This is a genomic window from [Enterobacter] lignolyticus SCF1, assembly GCF_000164865.1.
In the GTDB taxonomy this organism is placed as follows: Bacteria; Pseudomonadota; Gammaproteobacteria; order Enterobacterales; family Enterobacteriaceae; genus Enterobacter_B; species Enterobacter_B lignolyticus.
Genome location: NC_014618.1, coordinates 450538 through 476630, shown reverse-complemented (window position 1 = coordinate 476630; position 26093 = coordinate 450538). Strand labels below are relative to the sequence as shown.

The window sequence follows — 26093 nt, the reverse complement described above, 5'->3', positions numbered from 1 at the left end:
CAGGTCAAACAGAGTATCTTTGCGAATATTTTTTCACGTTCGTGTCAAGTGGTTGTGACGCGGCAAAAAATTCGCCCTGACCACCAGAGACACCACACTCAGCAAGCACCTGCCATTCGTTTCGACTACGTAAACCGGTGGCGAATACCCGGGTCGGGGTGCCTTTGCAGGCCTCGACCAGGCTTTGCACCAGCAGCTGGTTTTCACTACGTTTCTCAATATTACGCACGATCCCCGGATGGAGCTTGATGATCTCCACCGTCAACTGCTTGATCCAGCCCGTCCCGACCAGCGTGAAACCCGCCTGGATCACCGCAACTCTCACCCCTAACGCATTGACTAAACGCATCACGGGCTGCAAACGGCTGATATGTTGACAAACATCGGCCTCTGCAAGTTCAAAAATAATCCGTTTACGCTGCGCTTTTTCACACTGCATTAACGTATCACGCAGCCAGCGCTGGAAGCGAGGGCGAATCAACGCCTCTGCCGTGACCTGTAGCGCGAGGGTCTCCTCCGGCCAGAACGTCAGGAACGGCAGGAGCCTGGTTATCTGCAAGCGGTCATACTCTTCGGCCAGACCGAACTCCAGCACCATCGGCATATACTCCGCCGCGCTGACCTCTTCTTTACCGTCAAAAAGGCGGCACATCAGCTCGCGATGGTGGACGTATCCGTCGCGCATGACGGCGGGCTTCTGATAAAAACGCGGACCGCCGCGGCTGAGCATCTGTTCGATAAGCGTGCGCCAGCGCACGTTGCCGCGCCCTTTCTCGGGCAGGGTGTCGTCGTATACGGCCCAGCTGTTGCTGCCCTGCAGGACCGCGTTACGTACAGCGGCTTCGGCATGCTCCATAACCTGCAGCGGAGTCTGCCCGCTGCGCCAGGCGCAGACGCCGATGTGCATCATGTCGTCGCTGTCGAGAATTTTACTGGCCGGCAGCGCATCCAGCGCTTTAAGCAGCTGGCCCGCGATGCTGTCGGCCTCTTTTAAGGTGCGATGCGGCAGCAATACCGCGAAGTCGCTGCGGTGGTAACGCGCCAGCAGCGCGCCGGGATAGCGCATCATAAAGGTCGAGAGCAGATTAATAATGGTAAAGAAGTGTTCTTCCGCGGCCGCCCGCCCCCAGTTGTCGCGGACCAGATCAAACTCCGGCAGGCGAATCAGCATCACAATGCCGTGCGCGCCGACTTTTTCCTGGTCCTCAAGCAAGGTCGCCAGCTGGTTATCGAAGAACGCGCGGTTGTTCAGGCCGGTTTTGGTGTCCTGCGCGGCGTAGGAGCGAATCAGCGTGTCCATGCGGCTGCGCTGTTCGCTGGCGAACTGAATTTCAGACAACAGGGCATCCAGCGCGCTGCTGGTACGGGCCGGCCACTCATGCACGTTGCCCCGCACCTGGCTGCCGCGTTCACCGTTAAGAATGCGCGTTGAGCGCAGCTCCAGCAGCTCCTGGCCGGAAAGCTGGTTACGCAGCCAGCGTACGGAAAAGAAGATCACCAGCACCATAAAGCCGATAGCGACCGTTAACGGCGCGGTGGTTAACAACGAATGAAAGTAGTTCACCATCGGATCCTGATACACCATATGAAGGGTCATACCAGGGTGTTTTATCAACGGGACGGAGACTTCACGGTATTGGTAGCTGCTGCCCATCGGCCGATAGCTGCTGGCGCGCGAATGGCTGAATACGGTTTTGTCGTTGACGACAGCATCCATACGGACGATGTCAACCGGCACCAGCAGCTCGTCCAGCTGGTTGTCTATCTTATCAAAAGAGGTGGTCAACAGACGGGAATCGATAACGGTCGCAACGGCGCGGACGCGGTACTCTAGCTTGTACTGAATACCGTTATAAAAGCTCAATGAACTGCCGATAAGCGTGACAAAGATAGCCAGACCGGTCAGCAACGTCATAAAGGCTGAAAATTTCGTCGTTAATCGCATCCCTGTATTAACTCCGTTGGTTAAAAACATCCCGGACTCGCATCCGGCGCCCGCATTGACGCAAAAAATGAGTAAGCACTAACTTTCCTGAAGAACTCAGCATACTACCAGAGAGAGTAGATCTGGCAATTTATTGCGATAAGTCGGCATCAACTTTTCGTTAGCGAGTATAGTCATCAGAAATTATTTTCCAATCGTTGTTCAACTGAGGAAGGGCTATGCAAGCATTAATCTTGGAACAGCAGGACGGTAAAACCCAGGCGTCGGTGCAATCCATCACGGATGACCAGCTGCCGCAGGGCGATGTGATGGTCGACATCCAGTGGTCCAGCCTGAATTATAAGGATGCGCTGGCGATCACCGGCAAGGGTAAAATTATCCGCAGCTTTCCGATGGTGCCCGGCATCGACTTCGCAGGTATTGTGCACAGCAGTGAAGATCCGCGTTTTCATGCCGGCCAGCAGGTCGTGTTGACCGGCTGGGGCGTTGGGGAAAACCACTGGGGCGGACTGGCTCAGCGCGCCCGCGTCAGGGGCGAATGGCTGGTAGCCCAACCTGAAGGGCTAAGCAGCCGCCAGGCGATGATTATCGGCACCGCAGGCTTTACCGCCATGCTGTGCGTGATGGCGCTGGAGGATGCCGGTATTCGTCCGCAGGACGGTGAAATCGTGGTGACCGGCGCCAGCGGCGGCGTCGGCAGCGCGGCGGTGGCTATCCTGCATAAGCTGGGTTATCAGGTCGTCGCCGTTTCCGGTCGCGAAAGCACCCATGACTACCTGCGCCAGCTGGGCGCAAACCGGATCCTTGGCCGCGAAGAGTTCGCCGAAACTCGTCCGCTGGAAAAACAGCTGTGGGCCGGTGCGGTTGATACCGTGGGCGATAAGGTGCTGGCGAAAGTTCTGGCGCAAATGAACTACGGCGGCTGCGTTGCCGCCTGCGGCCTGGCAGGCGGTTTTGCGCTGCCGACCACGGTGATGCCGTTCATTTTGCGTAATGTGCGTCTGCAGGGCGTCGATTCGGTGATGGCGCCTGCCGCGCTGCGCGTACGGGCATGGAAGCGCCTGGTACAGGATCTGCCTTCTTCTTTTTATACCCAGAGCGCGACCGAAATCACGCTGGCGCAGGCGCCGGAGTATGCCGCGCGCATCATGAACAACCAGACCCAGGGCCGCACGTTGGTAAAAATCGCCTAATCTTCAAATTTTCGTGACATATTCGCGTAAATGACCGCCCTCCGTCATGCTTAGGAAAACGTATGACGGAGGGCGCCATGAAGCCGAAAAAGTTGACGGAAGCCGATGTAACGGCGGAATCCGTATTTTTGTTGCAGCGCCGCCAGGTGCTGAAAATGCTGGGGATCAGCGCCACCGCGTTGAGCCTGTCGCCCAGCGCGCAGGCGGATTTACTGAGCTGGTTTAAAGGGCACGACCGCCCGCCGGCCCCCTCCGGTAAACCGCTCGATTTTACGCGCCCCGCCGAATGGCAAAACTCGTTGACGCTTACGCCGGAAGACAAAGTGACCGGGTACAACAACTACTATGAGTTTGGTCTGGATAAGGCCGACCCGGCGGCCAATGCCGGGAGCCTGAAAACCGACCCGTGGACGCTGACGATTAACGGTGAAGTCGCCAAACCCCTGACGCTCGACCACGATGCCCTCACCAAACGTTTCCCGCTGGAAGAGCGCATTTACCGGATGCGCTGCGTCGAGGCCTGGTCCATGGTGGTGCCATGGATAGGTTTCCCCCTCCATAAGCTGCTGGCGCAGGTCGAACCCACCAGCAATGCCAAATACGTGGCGTTTAAAACCATTTATGCGCCGGAACAAATGCCGGGCCAGAAAGACCGCTTCATCGGCGGCGGGCTGGAGTATCCCTATGTCGAAGGGCTGCGGCTTGATGAGGCCATGCACCCCCTGACGATGCTCACCGTCGGCGTCTATGGCAAAGCGCTACCGCCGCAAAACGGCGCCCCCATCCGCCTGACGGTGCCGTGGAAATACGGCTTTAAGGGGATTAAGTCGATTGTCAGCATCACGCTGACCCGCGAACTGCCGCCAACCACCTGGAACCTGGCGGCGCCGAACGAGTACGGGTTTTACGCCAACGTGAACCCGCACGTCGATCACCCACGCTGGTCGCAGGCGACAGAGCGCTTTATCGGTCCTGGCGGCCTGCTGGACGTCAAGCGCCAGCCGACATTGTTGTACAACGGTTATGCCGAGCAGGTCGCGCCGCTGTATCGCGGCCTGAATTTACGGGAGTATTTCTGAGTGCGTTTAACGGCAAAACAGGTCGTCTGGCTCAAGGTCGCGCTGCACTTAGCGGCATTTTTACCTTTTCTTTGGCTCTTCTGGGCGGGTTATCAGGGCTATTTCAGCGCCGATCCGGCAAAAGACATCCAGCATTTTACGGGCAGGATGGCGCTAAAACTGCTGCTGGCGACGCTGCTGGTATCGCCACTGGCGCGCTACGCGAAACAGCCGCTGCTAATCCGCACCCGCCGCCTGCTGGGGCTATGGTGCTTTGCCTGGGCGACGCTGCATTTAACCAGCTATGCGCTGCTCGAGCTGGGGATCCATAATCTGGGGCTGCTGGGGCAGGAGGTGGTCAACCGCCCCTACCTGACGCTCGGGCTGATAAGCTGGGTTATCCTGCTGGCGCTGGCGGCAACCTCTCTTCAGCTTGCCCAGCGAAAACTTGGCTCGCGCTGGCAGAAACTGCATAACTTCGTCTATCTGGTGGCGATCCTCGCCCCCATCCACTACCTCTGGTCGGTGAAAATTTTGTCGCCGCAGCCTATCATCTACGCCTTTCTTGCCGTTATCCTGTTGGGATGGCGCTACAAGAAGTTCCGCCAGTGGTTCCGTTAATGCACGATTCTGTGCGATTTCCCGCAGATCTTCCGCCTGATGCTGAACTTTTTCGGACAGGCGGTTGATTATCTTCCCTGATAAGACCAGTATTTAGCTGCCAAATGCTACGAAATCGTTATAATGTGCGACTTTGGTTTTCCTGACAGGGGATTTTCTCCTCTGAAAAGGTGACAAGTGCGTATCGAAGGTATATTTTGTTTTTTACCGGAGAGTTGCAGGAGATAGCTGCATAATGGCAGACAAGTTTCGCATTTTGCTTTTGAACGGACCGAACCTGAATATGCTCGGAACCCGCGAGCCGGAGAAGTACGGCACCCTCACGCTCACGGAAATTGTTAACCGTTTGACGGCAGAAGCTGACGCGCTGAACGTGTCGCTCGACCATTTGCAGTCCAATGCTGAGTACGTCATCATCGACCGAATTCATCAGGCTAAAGACGTTATTGACTATATCCTGATCAATCCGGCCGCGTTTACGCACACGAGCGTGGCGATTCGTGATGCGCTGCTGGCGGTGAGTATCCCGTTTATCGAGATTCACCTGAGCAACGTGCACGCGCGGGAGCCTTTCCGGCACCATTCATATCTCTCTGACATCGCCGCTGGCGTCATCTGCGGATTAGGCGCTGACGGCTATTCATACGCTTTACAGACGGCAGTAAAACGCCTGTCACAATCACACTAAACAAAGAGTACGGAACCCACTCATGGATATTCGTAAGATTAAAAAACTGATCGAGCTGGTTGAAGAATCAGGCATCGCTGAACTGGAAATTTCTGAAGGCGAAGAGTCTGTACGTATTAGCCGTGCGCCGGCAGCAAACGCTTTCCCGATGATGCAGCAGGCTTATGCGGCGCCGATGATGCAGCCGCAGATGGCTCCGGCCGCCGTCGCCGCGCCAGCAGCAGTTGCTGAAGCGCCAGTAAAAGCGGAAATCAGTGGCCACATCGTACGTTCCCCGATGGTTGGTACTTTCTACCGTACGCCAAGCCCGGATGCGAAAGCGTTTGTGGAAGTTGGCCAGAAAGTGAATGCAGGCGATACCCTGTGCATCGTTGAAGCGATGAAAATGATGAACCAGATCGAAGCCGACAAATCGGGCGTGGTGAAAGCCATCCTGGTCGAAAGCGGTCAACCGGTAGAATTTGACGAGCCGCTGGTCGTCATCGAGTAACGAGGCGTACATGCTGGATAAAATTGTTATCGCCAACCGCGGCGAAATCGCATTGCGTATTCTTCGTGCCTGTAAAGAGCTGGGCATCAAGACCGTCGCCGTGCATTCAAGCGCGGACCGCGATTTAAAACACGTATTGCTGGCGGATGAGACGGTCTGTATCGGCCCGGCTCCGTCCGTGAAAAGCTATCTGAACATCCCGGCCATCATCAGCGCCGCTGAAATTACCGGCGCAGTCGCTATCCATCCGGGTTACGGCTTCCTGTCCGAAAATGCCAACTTTGCCGAGCAGGTTGAACGTTCAGGCTTTATCTTCATCGGCCCGAAAGCCGACACCATCCGCCTGATGGGCGACAAAGTGTCTGCGATCACCGCGATGAAAAAAGCAGGCGTTCCGACCGTACCAGGCTCTGACGGCCCGCTGACCGACGATATGGATGCTAACCGCGCTCATGCCAAACGCATCGGCTATCCGGTTATCATCAAGGCGTCCGGCGGCGGCGGCGGTCGCGGTATGCGCGTTGTACGCAGCGATGCCGAGCTGGCGCAGTCCATTTCCATGACCAAAGCTGAAGCAAAAGCTGCGTTCAGCAACGATATGGTATACATGGAAAAATACCTGGAAAATCCTCGTCATATCGAGATTCAGGTGCTGGCTGACGGCCAGGGCCACGCCATCTACCTGGCTGAACGTGACTGCTCCATGCAGCGCCGCCACCAGAAAGTGGTCGAAGAAGCGCCGGCGCCGGGCATCACCCCGGAACTGCGCCGCTACATCGGCGAGCGCTGCTCCAAAGCGTGTATTGATATCGGCTACCGCGGCGCAGGCACCTTCGAGTTCCTGTTCGAAAACGGCGAGTTCTACTTCATTGAAATGAACACCCGTATTCAGGTTGAACACCCGGTTACCGAGATGATTACCGGCGTAGACCTGATCAAAGAGCAGCTGCGTATTGCGGCCGGTCAGCCGCTGTCCATCAAGCAGGAAGACGTGGTGGTTAAAGGCCATGCGGTAGAGTGCCGTATCAACGCCGAAGACCCGAACACCTTCCTGCCGAGCCCGGGCAAAATCACCCGCTTCCACGCGCCTGGCGGTTTTGGCGTGCGTTGGGAATCGCATATCTACGCCGGTTACACCGTACCGCCGTACTATGACTCAATGATCGGCAAGCTGATTTGCTACGGCGAAACCCGCGAGGTGGCTATCTCCCGCATGAAGAACGCGCTGCAGGAGCTTATCATCGACGGCATCAAAACCAACGTTGATCTGCAGACTCGCATCATGAACGACGAGAACTTCCAGCATGGTGGGACTAACATCCACTATCTGGAGAAAAAACTCGGTCTTCACGATAAGTGATCCTGACGCGTAGAGAAAAAGGCCGGCCTACCGGCCTTTTTTTTCGCCCGTATTTTTCCCATGCGGTACAATCCCCGCTTTCTTGACACTTAGGGAATATCCATGGACAAGCGTTTTGTTCAGGCCCACAAAGAAGCACGCTGGGCGCTGGGGCTAACCCTTCTTTATCTTGCAGCATGGTTAGTGTTTGCTTACTTACCTGATTCTCAGCAGGGTATCACCGGTTTACCGCACTGGTTCGAGCTTGCCTGCCTGCTGATCCCGCTGGTATTCATCCTGCTATGCTGGCTGATGGTGCGTTTTGTGTTCCGCGACATCTCCCTGGAGAATAACGATGCAGCATGAAGTTATCGCCGCGCTAATCATTTATCTGCTGGTTGTGTTCGGCCTTTCCATTTACGCCATGCGCCAGCGTCGAACCGGCACCTTCCTGAGCGAATACTTCCTCGGCAGTCGCTCAATGGGCGGATTCGTGCTCGCCATGACCCTGACCACCACCTATATCAGCGCCAGCTCGTTTATCGGCGGGCCGGGCGCCGCCTATAAGTACGGCCTGGGATGGGTGTTGCTGGCCATGATCCAGGTGCCGACTATCTGGCTGTCGCTGGGGATTCTGGGCAAGAAGTTCGCCATCCTCGCCCGTCGCTATAACGCCATTACGCTGAACGATATGCTGCAGGCGCGCTACCAGAGCCGCGTGGTGGTGTGGGTCGCCAGTATCAGCCTGCTGGTCGCGTTTGTCGGCGCGATTGCGGTGCAGTTTATCGGCGGCGCCAGACTGCTGGAGACCGCCGCAGGGATCAACTATGAGACCGGGCTGCTCATCTTCGGGATCACCATCGCGCTGTATACCGCCTTTGGCGGTTTTCGCGCCAGCGTGCTGAACGACACCATGCAGGGGATGGTAATGCTGGTCGGGACTATCGTCCTGCTGGTTGGCGTCATTCATGCCGCAGGCGGCCTGCACAGCGCCGTAGACAAGCTCCAGCACATCAATCCCCAGCTGGTGACGCCGCAGGGGGCGGATAATATCCTGACGCCGACGTTTATGACCTCCTTCTGGGTGCTGGTCTGCTTCGGGGTGATTGGGCTACCGCACACGGCGGTGCGCTGTATCTCTTATAAAGACAGTAAGGCCGTCCATCGCGGCATTCTTATCGGCACCGTCGTGGTGTCGCTGCTGATGCTGGGGATGCATCTGGCCGGCGCCCTGGGCCGCGCCGTGATTCCTGACCTCACGGTTCCGGATCTGGTCATCCCAACCCTGATGCTGCAGGTACTGCCGCCGTGGGCGGCGGGACTTTTCCTCGCAGCGCCGATGGCGGCGATTATGTCCAACGTGAACGCGCATCTGCTGCAGGCGTCCGCGACCATCATCAAAGACCTGTGGCTCAGCGCGCATCCCGCTAAACTGCATAATGAGCAGCGTCTGAAGCGCATCTCAACGGCCACGACGCTCGTCATCGGCGTGCTGATGATGCTGGCCGCCTGGCGTCCGCCGGAAATGATAATCTGGCTGAATCTACTGGCCTTCGGCGGGCTTGAAGCGGTGTTCCTCTGGCCGCTGGTGCTCGGGCTGTACTGGGAGCGCGCCAACGCCGCTGGGGCGCTCAGCGCCATGCTGGTCGGCGGCGTGCTGTATGCCGTGCTCGCCACCCTGAAAATACAGTATCTGGGCTTTCATCCGATCGTCCCATCGTTACTGCTTAGCTTGCTGGCTTTCGTTATCGGGAACCGTTTCGGTCACCCCGTACCGCAGGCCGCCAGCATCACTGTTAATGACTAAAAGAGTTTTGCCATGCCATGGATCCAACTGAAACTGAATACCACGGGTGCGAATGCTGAAGAGCTTAGCGATGCGCTAATGGAAGCGGGCGCCGTTTCCATCACTTTTCAGGATACCCACGATACGCCCGTATTTGAGCCGTTGCCGGGTGAAACCCGCCTGTGGGGCGATACCGACGTCATCGGGCTGTTTGACGCTGAAACCGACATGAAAGAGGTGGTGGCGATCCTGGAGCATCACCCGCTGCTTGGCGCAGGTTTTGTGCATAAGATCGAGCAGCTGGAAGACAAAGACTGGGAGCGCGAATGGATGGATAACTTCCACCCGATGCGCTTTGGCGAACGCCTGTGGATTTGCCCGAGCTGGCGCGACGTGCCGGACAAGAATGCGGTTAACGTCATGCTCGATCCGGGCCTGGCGTTCGGCACCGGCACGCATCCGACAACGTCGCTGTGCCTGCAGTGGCTGGACGGCCTCGATCTGAACGGCAAGACGGTGATCGATTTTGGCTGCGGATCCGGGATCCTCGCCATCGCCGCGCTGAAGCTTGGCGCGGCAAAGGCTATCGGGATCGATATCGATCCACAGGCCATCCAGGCCAGCCGCGATAACGCCGAGCGTAATGGCGTCTCTGAGCGTCTGGAGCTGTATCTGCCGAAGGACCAGCCAGAGGCCATGAGAGCCGATGTGGTGGTCGCCAACATCCTGGCTGGCCCCTTACGCGAGCTGGCGCCGTTAATCAGCGTGCTGCCCGTTGAGGGCGGTTTGCTGGGCCTTTCCGGTATCCTTGCAAGCCAGGCCGACAGCGTGTGCGAAGCGTACGCCGATCTCTTCCGCCTCGACCCGGTCGTGGAAAAAGAAGAATGGTGCCGTATTACGGGTCAGCGTAAGTAATTTCCGCATGCGGCCTGCGGGCCGCATGTCGTTTTGCCCCTACCGGATAATTGACAAAAATGGGAGCCACATCTCATTACGATGCCCTTTTTTGCTCACAAAAACAGCGTTTTATTCCACATAAACGACTTCTGAAACAACAAAAAATGAGAAGTTGTACGATTTTATAATTGGACATAAAACCATCATAAAAAAATAACCTAATGATTAATATGATTATTTACCATATGAATTTCCCTTTCCCGGCGATTCATTGATCTACAACACGGGATTGCTCAAAGTTTGGCCTTTCATCTCGTGCAAAAAATGCGTAATATACGCCGCCTTGCAGTCACAGTATGGTCATTTCTTAACTCATGCGCATCGGACACTACCAGCTCAGAAATCGCCTGATCGCAGCACCTATGGCTGGCATTACAGACAGACCATTCAGGACGCTGTGCTACGAGATGGGAGCCGGTTTAACCGTTTCCGAGATGATGTCCTCCAACCCACAGGTGTGGGAGAGCGACAAGTCCCGTCTGCGGATGGTGCACGTTGATGAACCAGGTATTCGTACCGTGCAAATTGCCGGTAGCGTGCCTGAAGAGATGGCGGAAGCCGCGCGTATTAACGTTGAAAGCGGCGCCCAAATTATTGATATCAATATGGGTTGCCCGGCAAAGAAAGTGAATCGCAAGCTTGCAGGTTCAGCCCTTTTGCAACACCCGAGTCTGGTGGAGTCGATCCTGACCGCGGTGGTGAAGGCAGTGGACGTTCCTGTCACTCTCAAGATTCGCACTGGCTGGGCGCCGGAACACCGTAACTGTGTAGAGATTGCCAAGCTGGCTGAAGGTTGTGGCATTCAGGCTCTGACTATTCACGGACGCACTCGCGCCTGCTTGTTTAACGGAGACGCTGAATACGACAGCATTCGGGCAGTTAAGCAGACAGTTTCCATTCCGATTATCGCGAATGGCGACATTACTGACCCGCTTAAAGCCAGAGCGGTACTGGACTATACGGGGGCGGATGCCCTGATGATAGGACGTGCTGCTCAGGGAAGACCCTGGATCTTTCGGGAAATCCAGCATTATCTGGACACTGGAGAGCTGCTCCCTCCCCTGCCTCTGGCAGAGGTGAAGCGCTTACTTTGCGCACATGTTCGGGAATTGCATGACTTTTATGGCCAGGCAAAAGGGTACCGAATCGCGCGAAAACATGTCTCCTGGTATCTCCAGGAACATGCTCCGGATGACCAGTTTCGGCGCACATTCAACGCCATTGAGGACGCCAGCGAACAGCTGGAGGCGTTGGAGGCATACTTCGAAAATTTTGCGTAAACAGAAATAAAGAGCTGACAGAACTATGTTCGAACAACGCGTAAATTCTGACGTACTGACCGTTTCTACCGTTAACTCTCAGGACCAGGTAACTCAAAAACCTCTGCGTGACTCGGTAAAACAGGCACTGAAGAACTATTTTGCTCAACTGAATGGTCAGGACGTTAATGACCTCTATGAGCTGGTACTGGCTGAAGTAGAACAGCCCCTGTTGGACATGGTGATGCAATACACCCGTGGTAACCAGACCCGCGCAGCCCTGATGATGGGCATCAACCGCGGTACTCTGCGTAAGAAACTGAAAAAATACGGCATGAACTGATTCAGTTTATGACGGATAAAAAGGCGCTAACCGGCATGGGGAAGCGCCTTTTTTATTACCGCCGCCTCTCTCTCCTCTCTTGCCAGCCCCCGTTTTCGTGTATATTGCCAGCCATTCACGCAATCAATCATCAGGTGCCGTTATGCTCCGTAAGTACGGGTGGCTCATCGTTTTCACGCTGTTTATGTTCCTGTTTGACACTCTCATCATGCAGTGGATTGAGCTGCTGGCGACCGACTACGAGAAGTGCCGCAACATGGACTCCGTCAACCCGCTCAAGCTGGTCAACTGCGCCGAGCTCAAATAGCGCGGTAACGTCGTATTACCGCGCGAAGAGATGCGCTCACCCCGCTCTGGCGGCCCGCATAACGACGGGAGAGGAGATTTTCCCGACGGAGGAGAGCGGCAAATGGGAAGACGCAAAGGTCGCCAGTATATTATCCACCAGCAAAGGCGCCTGCTGCTGAAGGTTGAATCTTTCCGGATCCATCAGCCAGTTTTTTACCACACCGCTGAAGAAGCTGTGCAATATCATTAGCATTAACTCGACATTGGTGTCAGCAGATATACTGCCGTTACGGATACAGGCCTGCAGTAAATGACGTACGTTGTCATAGCGAAAGCCAATTCGTTGCCGTATTTCACTTTCAGACATCATATCTTTGTTGAATTCACACTTATGATACAAAATTTGCATCAACGCCCGCATGCGCGGCGTCACCGCAATATATATCAGCGAAACAACAAATAGCTCACGCATATATTCAAGAGGATTATCCTTTTCGCATTGTATCAAGCTGTGTTCAATGATGTCACGAAAGGGAATTTGTTCTCGCCATATTTCATTAAATAGCTCGTTTTTATTATTGAAATGCCAGTACACTGCGCCACGCGTGACGCCAGCGGCATCGGCAATATCTGTCAGCGTCGTGTCGGACACGCCGCGCAGCGCAAATTGCTCGATAGCGGACTCAATGAGCAGTCGCCGCGTTAGCAGTGCATCGGCCTTTGTTTTCCTGGCCATAGCATAACCTCTGAGTTGCAGAACAGAACGATAGGGAAAGCAATAATATTTCGATCGCTGATTTATCCGAAGCGGATTATTAACCAGAAAAAACACATTGTCGATATCCTCTCAATATATAAAGACAACAAATAAAACAAGCAAACATATTCACGGAACAAATAAATATTAGCGCTCAACGATTTATAAAGAGACCGCCGTCGTTTTTTTGTTTATGCGTGCTTTTGCCGCCATATTAAAAATATCATCACTTACATCCTGTGTTTTTTATTTGTAGCATAGCAAGCTGTTTTTATTTTCTCTTTCACCGACGCAGTCGTTTTTCGCTACGTCGGTTATTAAGGACTTGCAATGACGACTCACGCCAGGATTACTTTATTAACCAGCCTGATAGTTTCGGCTGTACTGCTTACCGGGTGCGATGGCTCGGGAAATCAACAAGTTCACGCTCAGGCGCCGCAGGTTAGCATTCATGTGGTAAGCCAGGCGCCCATTTCCGTCACCACCGAGCTGCCGGGCAGAACCAGCGCGTTTCGCGTTGCAGAAGTTCGTCCGCAGGTAGACGGCATCATTCTGCATCGCAACTTTGTCGAAGGTAGCGATATCCAGGCGGGCGAGTCGCTTTATCAAATCGACCCGGCGACCTATCAGGCGGCCTGGGACAGCGCCAAAAGCGACGAAGCCAAAGCCGAAGCGGCGGCGACTATCGCTCACCTGACCGTGAAGCGCTATGCTCCGCTGCTGGGTACCCAGTACGTCAGCCACCAGGATTACGATCAGGCCGTCGCCAACGCGCGTCAGGCGGATGCCGCCGTGCTGGCAGCGAAAGCCGCCGTTGAAAGCGCCCGCATCAATCTGGCGTATACCAAAGTCTCTTCCCCCATCAGCGGCCGTATCGGTAAATCCAACGTAACGGAAGGCGCGCTGGTCACCAACGGTCAGTCTTCCGCCCTTGCGACCGTCCAGCAGCTGGATCCCATTTATGTCGACGTCACGCAGTCCAGCAGCGACTTCATGCGTCTGAAGCAGGAAAGCCTGCAGCGGGGCAGCGATACCAAAAGCGTGCAGCTGCTGATGGAAAACGGCCAGCCTTATGCGCTGAAAGGGTCGCTGCAGTTCTCCGACGTCACGGTGGATGAAAGCACCGGCTCCATTACCCTGCGCGCTATTTTCCCGAACCCGCAGCACACGCTGCTGCCCGGCATGTTTGTCCGCGCGCGCATTGATGAGGGCGTCGACCCGCAGGCCATTCTGGTCCCTCAGCAGGGCGTAACCCGTACGCCGCGCGGCGATGCGACCGTGATGCTGGTCAATGACAAAAACCAGGTCGAAGCGCGTACCGTCGTGGCCACGCAGGCCATCGGCGACAAGTGGCTTATCGCCAGCGGCCTTAAGCCCGGCGACAAAGTAATCGTCAGCGGCCTGCAAAAAGTGCGCCCGGGCGTAACCGTGAAGGCTGAAGAGGACGCCGCGGCGTCTGTCGCGCAATAAGGTACGGATCACGCTATGTCTAAGTTTTTTATCTACCGACCGGTATTTGCCTGGGTGCTGGCAATTATCATGATGATTGCGGGCGGCCTTGCGATTTTGCAGCTGCCTATCGCCCAATATCCGACAATCGCGCCGCCTGCCGTAGCTATTTCCGCCACCTACCCCGGCGCAGACGCCCAGACGGTACAGGATACCGTGACCCAGGTTATCGAACAGAATATGAACGGTATCGATAACCTGATGTATATGTCCTCCACCAGCGACTCCGCGGGCGGCGTCACCATCACGCTGACCTTTAAATCAGGGACCGACCCGGATATCGCCCAGGTACAGGTGCAGAATAAGCTACAGCTGGCGACGCCGCTGCTGCCGCAGGAGGTTCAGCAGCAGGGGATCAGCGTTGAAAAGTCGAGCAGCAGTTTCCTGCTGGTCGCCGGGTTTATTTCCGATAACCCGACCACCTCTCAGGATGATATCTCCGACTACGTCGCCTCAAACGTCAAAGACGCCATCAGTCGTCTCAACGGCGTGGGCGACGTTCAGCTGTTTGGCGCGCAGTATGCAATGCGTATCTGGCTCGACGGCAATTTGCTGAACAAATACAACCTGACGCCGGTCGACGTTATCAACCAGTTGAAAATCCAGAACGATCAGATTGCCGCAGGCCAGCTCGGCGGAACGCCGGCGGTCAAAGGGCAGCAGCTCAACGCCTCGATAATCGCCCAGACCCGCCTGAAGGACCCGGTAGAGTTCGGTAACGTCACGCTGCGGGTAAATGCCGACGGCTCCGTCGTTCATCTGAAGGACGTGGCGCGCATTGAGCTTGGCGGCGAGAACTATAACGTCGTCGCCCGCATCAACGATAAACCAGCCTCTGGCCTGGGTATCAAGCTCGCCACCGGCGCCAACGCCCTCGACACGGCGGCGGCGATTAAGGCGAAGCTCGCCGAACTGCAGCCCTTCTTCCCCCAGGGAATGAAGGTGGTTTATCCGTATGACACAACGCCGTTCGTGAAGATTTCCATTCACGAAGTGGTGAAGACGCTGTTTGAAGCGATAATCCTCGTCTTCCTCGTCATGTATCTGTTTTTGCAGAACATGCGGGCCACGCTTATCCCAACCATCGCCGTACCCGTCGTGCTGCTAGGGACCTTCGCAGTATTATCGGCATTTGGCTACTCCATCAATACGTTAACGATGTTCGGGATGGTGCTCGCGATAGGCCTGCTCGTCGATGACGCCATCGTGGTGGTAGAAAACGTCGAGCGCGTAATGGTCGAAGACAAGCTGCCGCCAAAAGAAGCGACCGAAAAATCGATGTCGCAAATCCAGGGCGCGCTGGTCGGCATCGCCATGGTGCTGTCGGCCGTGTTTGTGCCAATGGCCTTCTTCGGCGGCTCCACGGGCGCGATTTACCGCCAATTTTCTATCACCATCGTCTCGGCGATGGCGCTGTCGGTACTGGTGGCGCTGATCCTGACCCCGGCGCTGTGCGCCACCCTGCTGAAACCCGCGGCGGCGGATCACCACGAGAAGAAGGGTTTCTTCGGCTGGTTTAACGCGAAGTTCGATAACAGCGTAAACCACTACACCAATAGCGTAAGCCGCATTCTGCACGGCACCGGGCGCTATCTTCTCATCTATGTACTCATCGTCGCCGGAATGGCGGTACTGTTCATGCGCCTGCCCACCTCCTTCCTGCCGGAAGAGGACCAGGGGGTATTCATGACCATGATCCAGCTGCCTTCCGGCGCCACGCAGGAGCGTACGCAAAAGGTGCTGGATGAGGTCTCTCACTACTACCTGAATAATGAGAAAGCCAACGTTGAAAGCGTCTTTACGGTTAACGGCTTTAGCTTCAGCGGTCAGGGACAAAACTCCGGGATGGCGTTTGTCAGCCTGAAGCCCTGGGAAGAGCGGAGCGGTACGGCCAACAACGTAGAGTCGATCATCAAGCGCGCCACCATGGCCTTTAGCCAGATAAAAGACGCAATGGTGTTCCCGTTCAACCTGCCGGCCATTATCGAGCTGGGCACCGCCACCGGTTTTGACTTCGAGCTTATCGACCAGGGCAACCTGGGCCACGATGCGCTCACCCAGGCGCGTAACCAGCTGCTTGGTATGGTGAAACAACATCCGGACCAGCTGGTCCGCGTTCGTCCGAACGGCCTCGAAGATACGCCGCAGTTTAAGCTCGATGTGGATCAGGAAAAAGCGCAGGCGCTGGGCATTTCGCTTTCCGATATCAACGAGACCATTTCGGCGGCGCTCGGCGGGTACTACGTCAACGACTTCCTTGACCATGGTCGAGTGAAGAAGGTCTACGTCCAGGCCGACGCCCGCTTCCGTATGCTGCCTGGCGATATCAACAATATGTACGTTCGCAGCGCCAACGGCGAGATGGTGCCGTTCTCCTCGTTCGTCACCTCGCACTGGGTGTACGGCTCGCCGCGCCTGGAGCGCTACAACGGTCTGCCGTCGATGGAGCTGCTCGGTGAAGCGGCGCCGGGTAAAAGTACCGGGGATGCGATGCTCCTGATGGAGCAGCTGGCGGGCCAGCTGCCAACGGGTATCGGCTATGACTGGACCGGAATGTCTTATCAGGAGCGGCTCTCGGGCAACCAGGCGCCTGCCCTGTACGCTATTTCGCTGATCGTGGTGTTCCTGTGCCTGGCCGCGCTGTATGAAAGCTGGTCGATTCCCTTCTCGGTGATGCTGGTCGTGCCGCTGGGGGTCATTGGCGCGCTGCTGGCCGCATCGCTGCGCGGTCTGAATAACGACGTTTATTTCCAGGTTGGCCTGCTCACGACGATCGGCCTGTCCGCGAAGAACGCCATCCTGATCGTCGAGTTCGCCAAGGACCTGATGGAAAAAGAGGGTAAGGGCATCATCGAAGCCACGCTTGAAGCATCGCGTATGCGATTACGCCCGATTCTGATGACCTCACTGGCGTTTATTCTGGGCGTAATGCCGCTGGTGATCAGCCGCGGTGCGGGAAGCGGCGCGCAGAATGCGGTAGGCACCGGCGTGATGGGCGGGATGCTGACCGCAACGCTGTTGGCCATCTTCTTTGTTCCGGTGTTTTTCGTCGTCGTCAGGCGGCGGTTCACCAAACACGCCGACTAAATTCCCCATCACCAACAGGCGCCTTCCCGGCGCCTTTTTTTTCGCCTGCATCATTTCTACATAATTAGCGCGTCGGCCTGACCGTTTCTCCACGATGTTTACGAAGCTCATAAATTGAGATTATTTCCTCTGCCCATCCCCCTTATCAGCAGTGGTAAAATAAGCTATTCCGTAATGCGCCATACGCTGGTGTAAGAGACGGATTATTCAGAGGTAACATTATGAAAAAATTAATTTTAGTGACGCTGCTAACGACGTTACTGGCGGGTTGCGCCCATGACTCTCCCTGTGTCCCCGTTTATGACGACCAGGGCCGACTGGTTCATACCAATACCTGTATGAAAGGCACCACTCAGGATAACTGGGAAACCGCAGGGGCAATTGCCGGCGGCGCCGCCGCGCTGGCAGGCCTGACGTTAGGCATTGTGGCGTTAACCAAATAACCGGTAAAGCGCGGGTTCTCCCGCGCTTTGCGCCATCTCTGAGCACAACGTTTTGTATTAATTCAGAAAGCCAGCGCCCTATCTGCCTTTCCAGACAATTAACCCATGTTAATTCTCGTAAAATAGTCCTTTTCTCTTATTGCTTTCTTATTTCTCCGCACGCTAATTCATACGACATTAGCCATTCATTTTCAGATTAATATTCACCTGAGAAATCAATTTTTATTTATCCCCCGTCACAAAACTATTTCGCTCCAATTTGTGGCGCAGGTTGTAATTTTGCACCACTGCGGGGCGCTTGTTTTTTTCTTTCCTGTCTACACTCACTTTATTGCCTCTCGGCTACTTAGCATTTGGTCGATTGCAATTCTGGCATTCCCTTTGCTTGAACAGGAATGGCCACAGCCAAAGACAAGGTCTGACGTTCTTCTGAGCGTCTCATTTATAACGATAAATTTCGCCACACAGGATGCTTTATGAAAAAGACGACAATCGCCAGTTTTGTCGCGGCGGGGGTGCTGTTCGCCATTGCCTCCCAGGCGCATGCCGGTGCCACCTTTGACGCAATAAAGAAAAAAGGTTTTGTGCAGTGCGGTATTAGCGATGGTTTACCTGGCTTCTCCTATGCCGACGCTGACGGCAAATTTACCGGTATTGATGTTGACGTGTGCCGCGGCGTTGCCGCTGCCGTATTTGGCGATGCCAGCAAGGTGAAATATACCCCGCTGACGGCGAAAGAGCGCTTCACGGCGCTGCAGTCCGGCGAAGTGGATCTGCTGTCGCGCAATACCACCTGGACGTCATCGCGTGATGCCGGAATGGGCCTGTCTTTTACCGGCGTAACCTATTACGACGGCATTGGCTTCCTGACGCACGACAAGGCCGGGCTTAAAAGCGCGAAAGAGCTGGATGGCGCGACCGTCTGTATTCAGGCCGGTACCGATACCGAGCTGAACGTGGCGGATTATTTTAAAGCCAACAACATGAAATACACCCCGGTGACGTTTGACCGTTCTGATGAATCGGCGAAAGCGCTGGAGTCCGGGCGCTGCGATACGCTGGCCTCGGATCAGTCTCAGCTGTATGCGCTGCGCATCAAGCTGAGTAAGCCGACCGAATGGGTGGTTTTGCCAGAAGTTATCTCTAAAGAGCCGCTGGGGCCGGTCGTTCGCCGTGGTGATGACGAGTGGTTTGCCATCGTTCGCTGGACGCTGTTCGCCATGCTGAACGCCGAAGAGATGGGCATCAACTCGAAGAACGTCGACGAAAAAGCGGCAAATCCGTCAAACCCGGATATGTCGCACCTGCTGGGTAAAGAAGGGGATTTCGGCAAAGACCTGAAGCTGGATAACAAGTGGGCCTATAACATCATCAAGCAGGTGGGCAACTACGCCGAGATTTTCGATCGTAACGTAGGTGCCGACAGTCCGCTGAAGATTAAGCGCGGACAGAACAACCTCTGGAATAACGGCGGTATTCAGTACGCTCCGCCGGTACGTTAATGCAGTTGCGGTAACGGGCATCGCGTCAGCGGTGCCCACTCTGAAGTCCTGGTTGCTGAGGTTTTCTTATGTCCCATCGCCGCCTGACCGTGAAAGGATCGCTCTCCCTTTCAAACCCTACGGTTCGCGCCTGGTTGTTTCAGATTGTCGCCGTCGTGGCGATCGCCAGCATCGTTATTTATCTGATACATAACACCATTACGAATCTGAACAACCGCGGTATCACCTCGGGATTTGCTTTTCTCGATCGCAGCGCCGGGTTCGGTATCGTGCAACATCTGATTGACTATCAGGAAGGCGATACCTATGGCCGCGTGTTCGTCGTCGGATTACTGAATACCCTGCTGGTCTCCGCGTTGTGCATTGTTTTTGCCTCAATCATCGGTTTTTTTCTGGGGCTGGCCCGCCTGTCGGAAAACTGGCTGCTGCGCAAACTCTCCACGCTGTACATTGAGGTTTTTCGCAACATTCCGCCCCTGCTGCAGATTTTCTTCTGGTACTTCGCCGTACTGCGCAACCTCCCCGGGCCGCGGCAGGCGGTTGACGCCTTCGACCTTGTGTATCTGAGCAACCGCGGGCTATATATCCCCGCGCCGCAGCTCGGCGAAGGCCTGCTGGCATTTACCGGCGCTGTGCTTCTCGCCATCGTGATTTCCATCGGACTGTACCGCTATAACCAAACGCACCAGATCAAAACGGGGCAGCTACGCCGCACCTGGCCGACGGCGCTCGGCCTGCTCATTTTCCTGCCGCTGCTGGCGCACTGGACGTTTGGCGCAGCGATACACTGGGATATCCCGCAGCTTCGCGGTTTTAACTTCCTCGGCGGTATGGCCCTGATCCCGGAGCTGGCGGCGCTGACGCTGGCGCTGTCGGTCTATACCTCAGCGTTTATTGCCGAGATAATTCGCGCCGGTATTCAGGCCGTTCCGTACGGGCAGCATGAGGCGGCGCGTTCGCTGGGCCTGCCGAACCCGGTGACGTTGCGCCAGGTGATTATCCCGCAGGCGCTGCGCGTGATTATCCCGCCGCTCACCAGTCAGTACCTGAATATCGTCAAAAACTCCTCGCTGGCGGCGGCCATCGGCTATCCCGATATGGTGTCCCTGTTCGCCGGAACCGTGCTTAATCAGACCGGACAAGCTATTGAGACGATTGCCATTACTATGTCGGTATACCTGATTATCAGCCTGAGCATTTCGCTGCTGATGAATATCTATAACCGCCGTATGGCGCTGATTGAGCGTTAAGGAGCCATGATGACAAAAGCACTTCTGTCACCGTCTTCCCGCCCCGTCGGCGCAGGGAAAAACCCGGCGGTTGTCTGGGCGCGTAAAAACCTGTTCTCCAGCTGGTCCAACACTCTGCTGACGCTATTCTGCCTGTGGCTGCTGTGGAAGCTTCTGCCGCCGCTGATCGACTGGGTATTTTTGCAGGCGAACTGGGTCGGCAGCACCAGAGCGGATTGTACGAAATCCGGCGCCTGTTGGGTCTTTATCCGTGAGCGCTTCGGACAGTTCATGTATGGGCTCTATCCGCACGATCAGCGCTGGCGAATCCACCTGGCGCTGGTTATCGGCGTGCTGACGATTATCCCGATGTTCCTGAAAAGGCTCCCGCAGCGCGGACGTTATATTGCCTGCTGGGCCGTGCTGTATCCGCTGATCGTCTGGTGGCTGCTGTATGGCGGCTTTTTCGGCCTCGATCGCGTTGAGACCCGGCAGTGGGGCGGACTGACCCTGACGCTGATTATTGCCTCGGTGGGCATCGCCGGCGCGCTTCCCTGGGGCATTCTGCTGGCGCTGGGGCGTCGCTCGACCATGCCCGTGGTCCGCATTCTGTCAGTTATTTTTATTGAATTCTGGCGCGGCGTGCCGCTCATCACCGTACTGTTTATGTCCTCGGTGATGCTCCCCCTGTTTATGTCGGAAGGCACCAGCATCGACAAGCTTATCCGCGCGCTGGTCGGCGTGATTCTGTTCCAGTCAGCCTATGTGGCGGAAGTCGTGCGCGGCGGCCTGCAGGCCTTACCAAAAGGGCAATATGAAGCTGCGGAATCGCTGGCGCTGGGATACTGGAAAACGCAGGGGCTGGTGATTTTACCTCAGGCGCTGAAGCTGGTTATCCCAGGGCTGGTGAATACCATCATCGCCCTGTTTAAAGACACAAGCCTGGTGATCATCATCGGGCTTTTCGATCTGTTCAGCAGCGTGCAGCAGGCTACCGTTGATCCGGTATGGCTTGGGATGTCCACCGAGGGATATGTGTTTGCCGCACTGATCTACTGGATCTTCTGCTTTAGCATGTCGCGCTACAGCCAGCACCTGGAAAAGCGCTTTAACACCGGGCGTACACCGCACTGAGGACACTATGAGTCAAACGATCTTACAACCGGCCGACGCGATGATTACGCTGGAAAACGTGAATAAATGGTACGGCCAGTTCCATGTATTAAAAGACATTAACCTGAACGTTAAGCACGGTGAGCGTATTGTGCTGTGCGGTCCCTCAGGATCGGGAAAATCGACGACTATCCGCTGTATTAACCATCTTGAAGAGCATCAGCAGGGGCGGATTGTTGTCGATGGCATCGAGCTCAACGAGGATATCCGCAATATCGAGCGCGTCCGTCAGGAAGTCGGGATGGTGTTTCAGCACTTCAATTTATTTCCCCACCTGACCGTGCTGCAAAACTGCACGTTGGCCCCTATTTGGGTGCGAAAAATGCCGAAAAAGGAAGCGGAAGCCCTGGCGATGCACTACCTGGAGCGGGTACGTATTACTGAGCACGCCAACAAGTTTCCTGGCCAGATCTCCGGCGGCCAGCAGCAGCGTGTCGCCATTGCGCGTTCGCTGTGCATGAAGCCGAAAATTATGCTGTTCGATGAACCTACCTCCGCGCTGGACCCGGAGATGGTAAAAGAGGTACTTGATACGATGATTGGTCTTGCGCAGTCGGGGATGACGATGCTCTGCGTCACGCATGAGATGGGTTTTGCCAGAACCGTTGCTGACCGGGTTATCTTTATGGATCGCGGTGAAATTGTGGAACAGGCGCCGCCAGACGAATTCTTTGCCCACCCGAAATCAGAACGTACGCGGGCATTTCTGTCGCAGGTTTTGCATTAGCAGAAAGCAAAAAGGCCATCCTTTCGGATGGCCTTTTTGCTTGTTTGATGTCTGGCAGTTCCCTACTCTCACATGGGGAGACCCCACACTACCATCGGCGCTACGGCGTTTCACTTCTGAGTTCGGCATGGGGTCAGGTGGGACCACCGCGCTTTTGCCGCCAGACAAATTCTTTTTAACTTGCCGAACTTTAACCTTAAAAACTGGTGCTGATACCCAGAGTCGAACTGGGGACCTCACCCTTACCAAGGGTGCGCTCTACCAACTGAGCCATATCAGCACACTAAATTTGATGCCTGGCAGTTCCCTACTCTCACATGGGGAGACCCCACACTACCATCGGCGCTACGGCGTTTCACTTCTGAGTTCGGCATGGGGTCAGGTGGGACCACCGCGCTTTTGCCGCCAGGCAAATTCTGTTATCTGTATCAGGCTGAAAATCGTCTCAAATCCGCCAAAACATCTTCGGCGTTGTAAGGTTAAGCCTCACGGTTCATTAGTACCGGTTAGCTCAACGCATCGCTGCGCTTACACACCCGGCCTATCAACGTCGTCGTCTTCAACGTTCCTTCAGGACTCTCAAGGAGTCAGGGAGAACTCATCTCGGGGCAAGTTTCGTGCTTAGATGCTTTCAGCACTTATCTCTTCCGCATTTAGCTACCGGGCAATGCCATTGGCATGACAACCCGAACACCAGTGATGCGTCCACTCCGGTCCTCTCGTACTAGGAGCCAGCCCCCCTCAATTCTCCAGCGCCCACGGCAGATAGGGACCGAACTGTCTCACGACGTTCTAAACCCAGCTCGCGTACCACTTTAAATGGCGAACAGCCATACCCTTGGGACCTACTTCAGCCCCAGGATGTGATGAGCCGACATCGAGGTGCCAAACACCGCCGTCGATATGAACTCTTGGGCGGTATCAGCCTGTTATCCCCGGAGTACCTTTTATCCGTTGAGCGATGGCCCTTCCATTCAGAACCACCGGATCACTATGACCTGCTTTCGCACCTGCTCGCGCCGTCACGCTCGCAGTCAAGCTGGCTTATGCCATTGCACTAACCTCCTGATGTCCGACCAGGATTAGCCAACCTTCGTGCTCCTCCGTTACTCTTTGGGAGGAGACCGCCCCAGTCAAACTACCCACCAGACACTGTCCGCAACCCGGATCACGGGTCCACGTTAGAACATCAAACATTAAAGGGTGGTATTTCAAGGTTGGCTCCATGCAGACTGGCGTCCACACTTCAAAGCCTCCCACCTATCCTACACATCAAGGCTCAATGTTCAGTGTCAAGCTATAGTAAAGGTTCACGGGGTCTTTCCGTCTTGCCGCGGGTACACTGCATCTTCACAGCGAGTTCAATTTCACTGAGTCTCGGGTGGAGACAGCCTGGCCATCATTACGCCATTCGTGCAGGTCGGAACTTACCCGACAAGGAATTTCGCTACCTTAGGACCGTTATAGTTACGGCCGCCGTTTACCGGGGCTTCGATCAAGAGCTTCTCCCTAAGGATAACCCCATCAATTAACCTTCCGGCACCGGGCAGGCGTCACACCGTATACGTCCACTTTCGTGTTTGCACAGTGCTGTGTTTTTAATAAACAGTTGCAGCCAGCTGGTATCTTCGACTGATTTCAGCTCCACCCGCAGGGGCTTCACCTACATATCAGCGTGCCTTCTCCCGAAGTTACGGCACCATTTTGCCTAGTTCCTTCACCCGAGTTCTCTCAAGCGCCTTGGTATTCTCTACCTGACCACCTGTGTCGGTTTGGGGTACGATTTCGTGTTACCTGATGCTTAGAGGCTTTTCCTGGAAGCAGGGCATCTGTCACTTCAGCACCGTAGTGCCTCGTCATCACGCCTCAGTGTTGAAGTGCTCCGGATTTGCCTGGAACACACACCTACACGCTTAAACCGGGACGACCGTCGCCCGGATGACATAGCCTTCTCCGTCCCCCCTTCGCAGTAACACCAAGTACAGGAATATTAACCTGTTTCCCATCGACTACGCCTTTCGGCCTCGCCTTAGGGGTCGACTCACCCTGCCCCGATTAACGTTGGACAGGAACCCTTGGTCTTCCGGCGAGCGGGCTTTTCACCCGCTTTATCGTTACTTATGTCAGCATTCGCACTTCTGATACCTCCAGCAACCCTCACAGGCCACCTTCAACGGCTTACAGAACGCTCCCCTACCCAACAACACATAGTGTCGCTGCCGCAGCTTCGGTGCATGGTTTAGCCCCGTTACATCTTCCGCGCAGGCCGACTCGACCAGTGAGCTATTACGCTTTCTTTAAATGATGGCTGCTTCTAAGCCAACATCCTGGCTGTCTGTGCCTTCCCACATCGTTTCCCACTTAACCATGACTTTGGGACCTTAGCTGGCGGTCTGGGTTGTTTCCCTCTTCACGACGGACGTTAGCACCCGCCGTGTGTCTCCCGTGATAACATTCTTCGGTATTCGCAGTTTGCATCGGGTTGGTAAGTCGGGATGACCCCCTAGCCGAAACAGTGCTCTACCCCCGAAGATGAATTCACGAGGCGCTACCTAAATAGCTTTCGGGGAGAACCAGCTATCTCCCGGTTTGATTGGCCTTTCACCCCCAGCCACAAGTCATCCGCTAATTTTTCAACATTAGTCGGTTCGGTCCTCCAGTTAGTGTTACCCAACCTTCAACCTGCCCATGGCTAGATCACCGGGTTTCGGGTCTATACCCTGCAACTTAACGCCCAGTTAAGACTCGGTTTCCCTTCGGCTCCCCTATTCGGTTAACCTTGCTACAGAATATAAGTCGCTGACCCATTGTACAAAAGGTACGCAGTCACCCCATTAAGAGGCTCCCACTGCTTGTACGTACACGGTTTCAGGTTCTTTTTCACTCCCCTCGCCGGGGTTCTTTTCGCCTTTCCCTCACGGTACTGGTTCACTATCGGTCAGTCAGGAGTATTTAGCCTTGGAGGATGGTCCCCCCATACTTCAGACAGGATACCACGTGTCCCGCCCTACTCTTCGAGTTCACAGCGTGTGCATTTTCGTGTACGGGGCTGTCACCCTGTATCGCCGGACTTTCCAGACCGTTCCACTAACACACGCGCTGATTCAGACTCTGGGCTCCTCCCCGTTCGCTCGCCGCTACTGGGGGAATCTCGGTTGATTTCTTTTCCTCGGGGTACTTAGATGTTTCAGTTCCCCCGGTTCGCCTCATTAACCTATGGATTCAGTTAATGATAGTGTGACGGATCACACTGGGTTTCCCCATTCGGACATCGCCGGGTCAAAGGTTCATATCACCTCGCCGGCGCTTTTCGCAGATTAGCACGTCCTTCATCGCCTCTGACTGCCAGGGCATCCACCGTGTACGCTTAGTCGCTTAACCTCACAACCCGAAGATGTTTCTTTCGATTCATCACCGGCTTGCGATAATTTGAGAGACTCGAACACACCATTAAAGATGTGTCGTTTCAATTTTCAGCTTGATCCAGATTTTTAAAGAGCAAATATCTCAAACGTGACTCGGAAGTCAGTTTTGAGATACTGAGGCAGGCGACTTTCACTCACACAACCAGCAAGTGGCGTCCCCTAGGGGATTCGAACCCCTGTTACCGCCGTGAAAGGGCGGTGTCCTGGGCCTCTAGACGAAGGGGACACTGAAGTCTGCTTCGGCAAGACGCCTTGCTTTTTACTTTTCATCAGA

Annotated in this window: 21 protein-coding genes, 2 tRNA genes and 3 rRNA genes; 19 read left to right on the top strand and 7 right to left on the bottom strand. The window is 55.3% G+C overall.

What is annotated here, in order from left to right:
• Window positions 1-4: 4 nt before the first annotated feature.
• Window positions 5-1945 (bottom strand): RNase E specificity factor CsrD, encoded by a 1941-nt coding sequence (csrD, locus tag ENTCL_RS02305; RefSeq protein WP_013364490.1) that lies wholly within the window; start codon window positions 1943-1945, stop codon window positions 5-7.
• Window positions 1946-2163: 218 nt separating this feature from the next.
• Between csrD and acuI the strand changes: the two genes are divergently transcribed.
• The 12 genes from acuI (at window position 2164) to ENTCL_RS22555 (ending at window position 11986) form a co-directional block, all read left to right on the top strand.
• Window positions 2164-3138, top strand: coding sequence for an acrylyl-CoA reductase (NADPH) (gene acuI, locus ENTCL_RS02300; protein WP_013364489.1), 975 nt, complete (start codon window positions 2164-2166; stop codon window positions 3136-3138).
• 77 nt (window positions 3139-3215) lie between these two features.
• A complete protein-coding gene (msrP, locus tag ENTCL_RS02295) occupies window positions 3216-4217 on the top strand; it encodes a protein-methionine-sulfoxide reductase catalytic subunit MsrP (RefSeq protein ID WP_044611871.1) in 1002 nt (333 codons plus the stop codon).
• Entirely contained in the window at window positions 4218-4817 is a 600-nt protein-coding gene (gene msrQ, locus ENTCL_RS02290) for a protein-methionine-sulfoxide reductase heme-binding subunit MsrQ (protein ID WP_013364487.1), read from the top strand.
• Between the two features lie 235 nt (window positions 4818-5052).
• Window positions 5053-5505: a type II 3-dehydroquinate dehydratase gene (gene aroQ / locus ENTCL_RS02285; RefSeq protein ID WP_013364486.1), complete on the top strand. Its 453-nt coding sequence runs from the start codon at window positions 5053-5055 to the stop codon at window positions 5503-5505.
• A 22-nt stretch (window positions 5506-5527) separates the two neighbouring features.
• Window positions 5528-5995: an acetyl-CoA carboxylase biotin carboxyl carrier protein gene (gene accB, locus ENTCL_RS02280; RefSeq protein WP_013364485.1), complete on the top strand. Its 468-nt coding sequence runs from the start codon at window positions 5528-5530 to the stop codon at window positions 5993-5995.
• A 10-nt stretch (window positions 5996-6005) separates the two neighbouring features.
• Entirely contained in the window at window positions 6006-7355 is a 1350-nt protein-coding gene (accC, locus tag ENTCL_RS02275) for an acetyl-CoA carboxylase biotin carboxylase subunit (protein WP_013364484.1), read from the top strand.
• Window positions 7356-7457: 102 nt separating this feature from the next.
• Window positions 7458-7700, top strand: coding sequence for a YhdT family protein (locus ENTCL_RS02270; RefSeq protein WP_013364483.1), 243 nt, complete (start codon window positions 7458-7460; stop codon window positions 7698-7700).
• Window positions 7690-9141: a sodium/pantothenate symporter gene (panF, locus tag ENTCL_RS02265; protein ID WP_013364482.1), complete on the top strand. Its 1452-nt coding sequence runs from the start codon at window positions 7690-7692 to the stop codon at window positions 9139-9141. Before ENTCL_RS02270 ends, panF begins: the two co-directional genes overlap by 11 nt.
• Window positions 9142-9153: 12 nt before the next feature.
• The gene (gene prmA / locus ENTCL_RS02260) at window positions 9154-10035 is read left to right on the top strand and encodes a 50S ribosomal protein L11 methyltransferase (RefSeq protein ID WP_013364481.1); all 882 of its coding nucleotides are present in this window, start codon (window positions 9154-9156) and stop codon (window positions 10033-10035) included.
• Between the two features lie 356 nt (window positions 10036-10391).
• Window positions 10392-11357 carry a tRNA dihydrouridine synthase DusB gene (gene dusB / locus ENTCL_RS02255; RefSeq protein ID WP_013364480.1) on the top strand — a complete coding sequence of 322 codons (966 nt, stop codon included), beginning with the start codon at window positions 10392-10394 and terminating at the stop codon, window positions 11355-11357.
• Window positions 11358-11382: 25 nt separating this feature from the next.
• A complete protein-coding gene (gene fis / locus ENTCL_RS02250) occupies window positions 11383-11679 on the top strand; it encodes a DNA-binding transcriptional regulator Fis (protein WP_000462905.1) in 297 nt (98 codons plus the stop codon).
• A 142-nt stretch (window positions 11680-11821) separates the two neighbouring features.
• Window positions 11822-11986, top strand: a complete 165-nt coding sequence (locus ENTCL_RS22555) for a DUF2556 family protein (RefSeq protein ID WP_013364479.1) — start codon at window positions 11822-11824, stop codon at window positions 11984-11986.
• Between the two features lie 36 nt (window positions 11987-12022).
• Here the strand turns inward: ENTCL_RS22555 and envR are convergent, their stop codons facing one another.
• A complete protein-coding gene (gene envR, locus ENTCL_RS02240; RefSeq protein WP_013364478.1) occupies window positions 12023-12703 on the bottom strand; it encodes an acrEF/envCD operon transcriptional regulator in 681 nt (226 codons plus the stop codon).
• A gap of 351 nt (window positions 12704-13054) precedes the next feature.
• Here envR and ENTCL_RS02235 point away from each other — a divergent pair, with 351 nt between their 5' ends.
• The 7 genes from ENTCL_RS02235 (at window position 13055) to ENTCL_RS02205 (ending at window position 22394) form a co-directional block, all read left to right on the top strand.
• Window positions 13055-14194, top strand: coding sequence for an efflux RND transporter periplasmic adaptor subunit (locus ENTCL_RS02235; RefSeq protein ID WP_013364477.1), 1140 nt, complete (start codon window positions 13055-13057; stop codon window positions 14192-14194).
• 15 nt (window positions 14195-14209) lie between these two features.
• Window positions 14210-17320: an efflux RND transporter permease subunit gene (locus tag ENTCL_RS02230; RefSeq protein WP_013364476.1), complete on the top strand. Its 3111-nt coding sequence runs from the start codon at window positions 14210-14212 to the stop codon at window positions 17318-17320.
• 221 nt (window positions 17321-17541) lie between these two features.
• On the top strand, window positions 17542-17763 hold the full coding sequence (locus ENTCL_RS02225; RefSeq protein ID WP_013364475.1) for a lipoprotein: 222 nt from the start codon (window positions 17542-17544) through the stop codon (window positions 17761-17763).
• 476 nt (window positions 17764-18239) lie between these two features.
• Complete coding sequence (locus ENTCL_RS02220; protein ID WP_013364474.1) at window positions 18240-19265, top strand: amino acid ABC transporter substrate-binding protein; 1026 nt, start codon at window positions 18240-18242, stop codon at window positions 19263-19265.
• Between the two features lie 68 nt (window positions 19266-19333).
• Window positions 19334-20515: an amino acid ABC transporter permease gene (locus tag ENTCL_RS02215; protein ID WP_013364473.1), complete on the top strand. Its 1182-nt coding sequence runs from the start codon at window positions 19334-19336 to the stop codon at window positions 20513-20515.
• A gap of 9 nt (window positions 20516-20524) precedes the next feature.
• Window positions 20525-21628, top strand: coding sequence for an amino acid ABC transporter permease (locus ENTCL_RS02210; protein ID WP_013364472.1), 1104 nt, complete (start codon window positions 20525-20527; stop codon window positions 21626-21628).
• Window positions 21629-21635: 7 nt separating this feature from the next.
• Complete coding sequence (locus tag ENTCL_RS02205; protein ID WP_013364471.1) at window positions 21636-22394, top strand: amino acid ABC transporter ATP-binding protein; 759 nt, start codon at window positions 21636-21638, stop codon at window positions 22392-22394.
• Window positions 22395-22443: 49 nt separating this feature from the next.
• Here the strand turns inward: ENTCL_RS02205 and rrf (ENTCL_RS02200) are convergent.
• The 5 genes from rrf (ENTCL_RS02200) to ENTCL_RS02180 form a co-directional block, all read right to left on the bottom strand.
• A 5S ribosomal RNA gene (gene rrf / locus ENTCL_RS02200) occupies window positions 22444-22559 on the bottom strand.
• Between the two features lie 39 nt (window positions 22560-22598).
• Window positions 22599-22674, bottom strand: a tRNA-Thr gene (locus ENTCL_RS02195).
• A gap of 14 nt (window positions 22675-22688) precedes the next feature.
• Window positions 22689-22804, bottom strand: a 5S ribosomal RNA gene (gene rrf, locus ENTCL_RS02190).
• Window positions 22805-22869: 65 nt separating this feature from the next.
• Window positions 22870-25775: ribosomal RNA gene (locus ENTCL_RS02185) — 23S ribosomal RNA — on the bottom strand.
• A gap of 194 nt (window positions 25776-25969) precedes the next feature.
• Window positions 25970-26045 (bottom strand) — tRNA-Glu (locus ENTCL_RS02180).
• Window positions 26046-26093: the final 48 nt, after the last annotated feature.

Excerpts from the sequence above, each read along its gene's own strand:
- csrD (WP_013364490.1), bottom strand. The coding sequence starts at position 1,945 with ATGCGATTAACGACGAAATTTTCAGCCTTTATGACGTTGCTGACCGGT.
- acuI (WP_013364489.1), top strand. The coding sequence starts at position 2,164 with ATGCAAGCATTAATCTTGGAACAGCAGGACGGTAAAACCCAGGCGTCG.
- msrP (WP_044611871.1), top strand. The coding sequence starts at position 3,216 with ATGAAGCCGAAAAAGTTGACGGAAGCCGATGTAACGGCGGAATCCGTA.
- aroQ (WP_013364486.1), top strand. The coding sequence starts at position 5,053 with ATGGCAGACAAGTTTCGCATTTTGCTTTTGAACGGACCGAACCTGAAT.
- accB (WP_013364485.1), top strand. The coding sequence starts at position 5,528 with ATGGATATTCGTAAGATTAAAAAACTGATCGAGCTGGTTGAAGAATCA.
- accC (WP_013364484.1), top strand. The coding sequence starts at position 6,006 with ATGCTGGATAAAATTGTTATCGCCAACCGCGGCGAAATCGCATTGCGT.
- ENTCL_RS02270 (WP_013364483.1), top strand. The coding sequence starts at position 7,458 with ATGGACAAGCGTTTTGTTCAGGCCCACAAAGAAGCACGCTGGGCGCTG.
- panF (WP_013364482.1), top strand. The coding sequence starts at position 7,690 with ATGCAGCATGAAGTTATCGCCGCGCTAATCATTTATCTGCTGGTTGTG.
- prmA (WP_013364481.1), top strand. The coding sequence starts at position 9,154 with ATGCCATGGATCCAACTGAAACTGAATACCACGGGTGCGAATGCTGAA.
- dusB (WP_013364480.1), top strand. The coding sequence starts at position 10,392 with ATGCGCATCGGACACTACCAGCTCAGAAATCGCCTGATCGCAGCACCT.
- fis (WP_000462905.1), top strand. The coding sequence starts at position 11,383 with ATGTTCGAACAACGCGTAAATTCTGACGTACTGACCGTTTCTACCGTT.
- ENTCL_RS22555 (WP_013364479.1), top strand. The coding sequence starts at position 11,822 with ATGCTCCGTAAGTACGGGTGGCTCATCGTTTTCACGCTGTTTATGTTC.
- envR (WP_013364478.1), bottom strand. The coding sequence starts at position 12,703 with ATGGCCAGGAAAACAAAGGCCGATGCACTGCTAACGCGGCGACTGCTC.
- ENTCL_RS02235 (WP_013364477.1), top strand. The coding sequence starts at position 13,055 with ATGACGACTCACGCCAGGATTACTTTATTAACCAGCCTGATAGTTTCG.
- ENTCL_RS02230 (WP_013364476.1), top strand. The coding sequence starts at position 14,210 with ATGTCTAAGTTTTTTATCTACCGACCGGTATTTGCCTGGGTGCTGGCA.
- ENTCL_RS02225 (WP_013364475.1), top strand. The coding sequence starts at position 17,542 with ATGAAAAAATTAATTTTAGTGACGCTGCTAACGACGTTACTGGCGGGT.
- ENTCL_RS02220 (WP_013364474.1), top strand. The coding sequence starts at position 18,240 with ATGAAAAAGACGACAATCGCCAGTTTTGTCGCGGCGGGGGTGCTGTTC.
- ENTCL_RS02215 (WP_013364473.1), top strand. The coding sequence starts at position 19,334 with ATGTCCCATCGCCGCCTGACCGTGAAAGGATCGCTCTCCCTTTCAAAC.
- ENTCL_RS02210 (WP_013364472.1), top strand. The coding sequence starts at position 20,525 with ATGACAAAAGCACTTCTGTCACCGTCTTCCCGCCCCGTCGGCGCAGGG.
- ENTCL_RS02205 (WP_013364471.1), top strand. The coding sequence starts at position 21,636 with ATGAGTCAAACGATCTTACAACCGGCCGACGCGATGATTACGCTGGAA.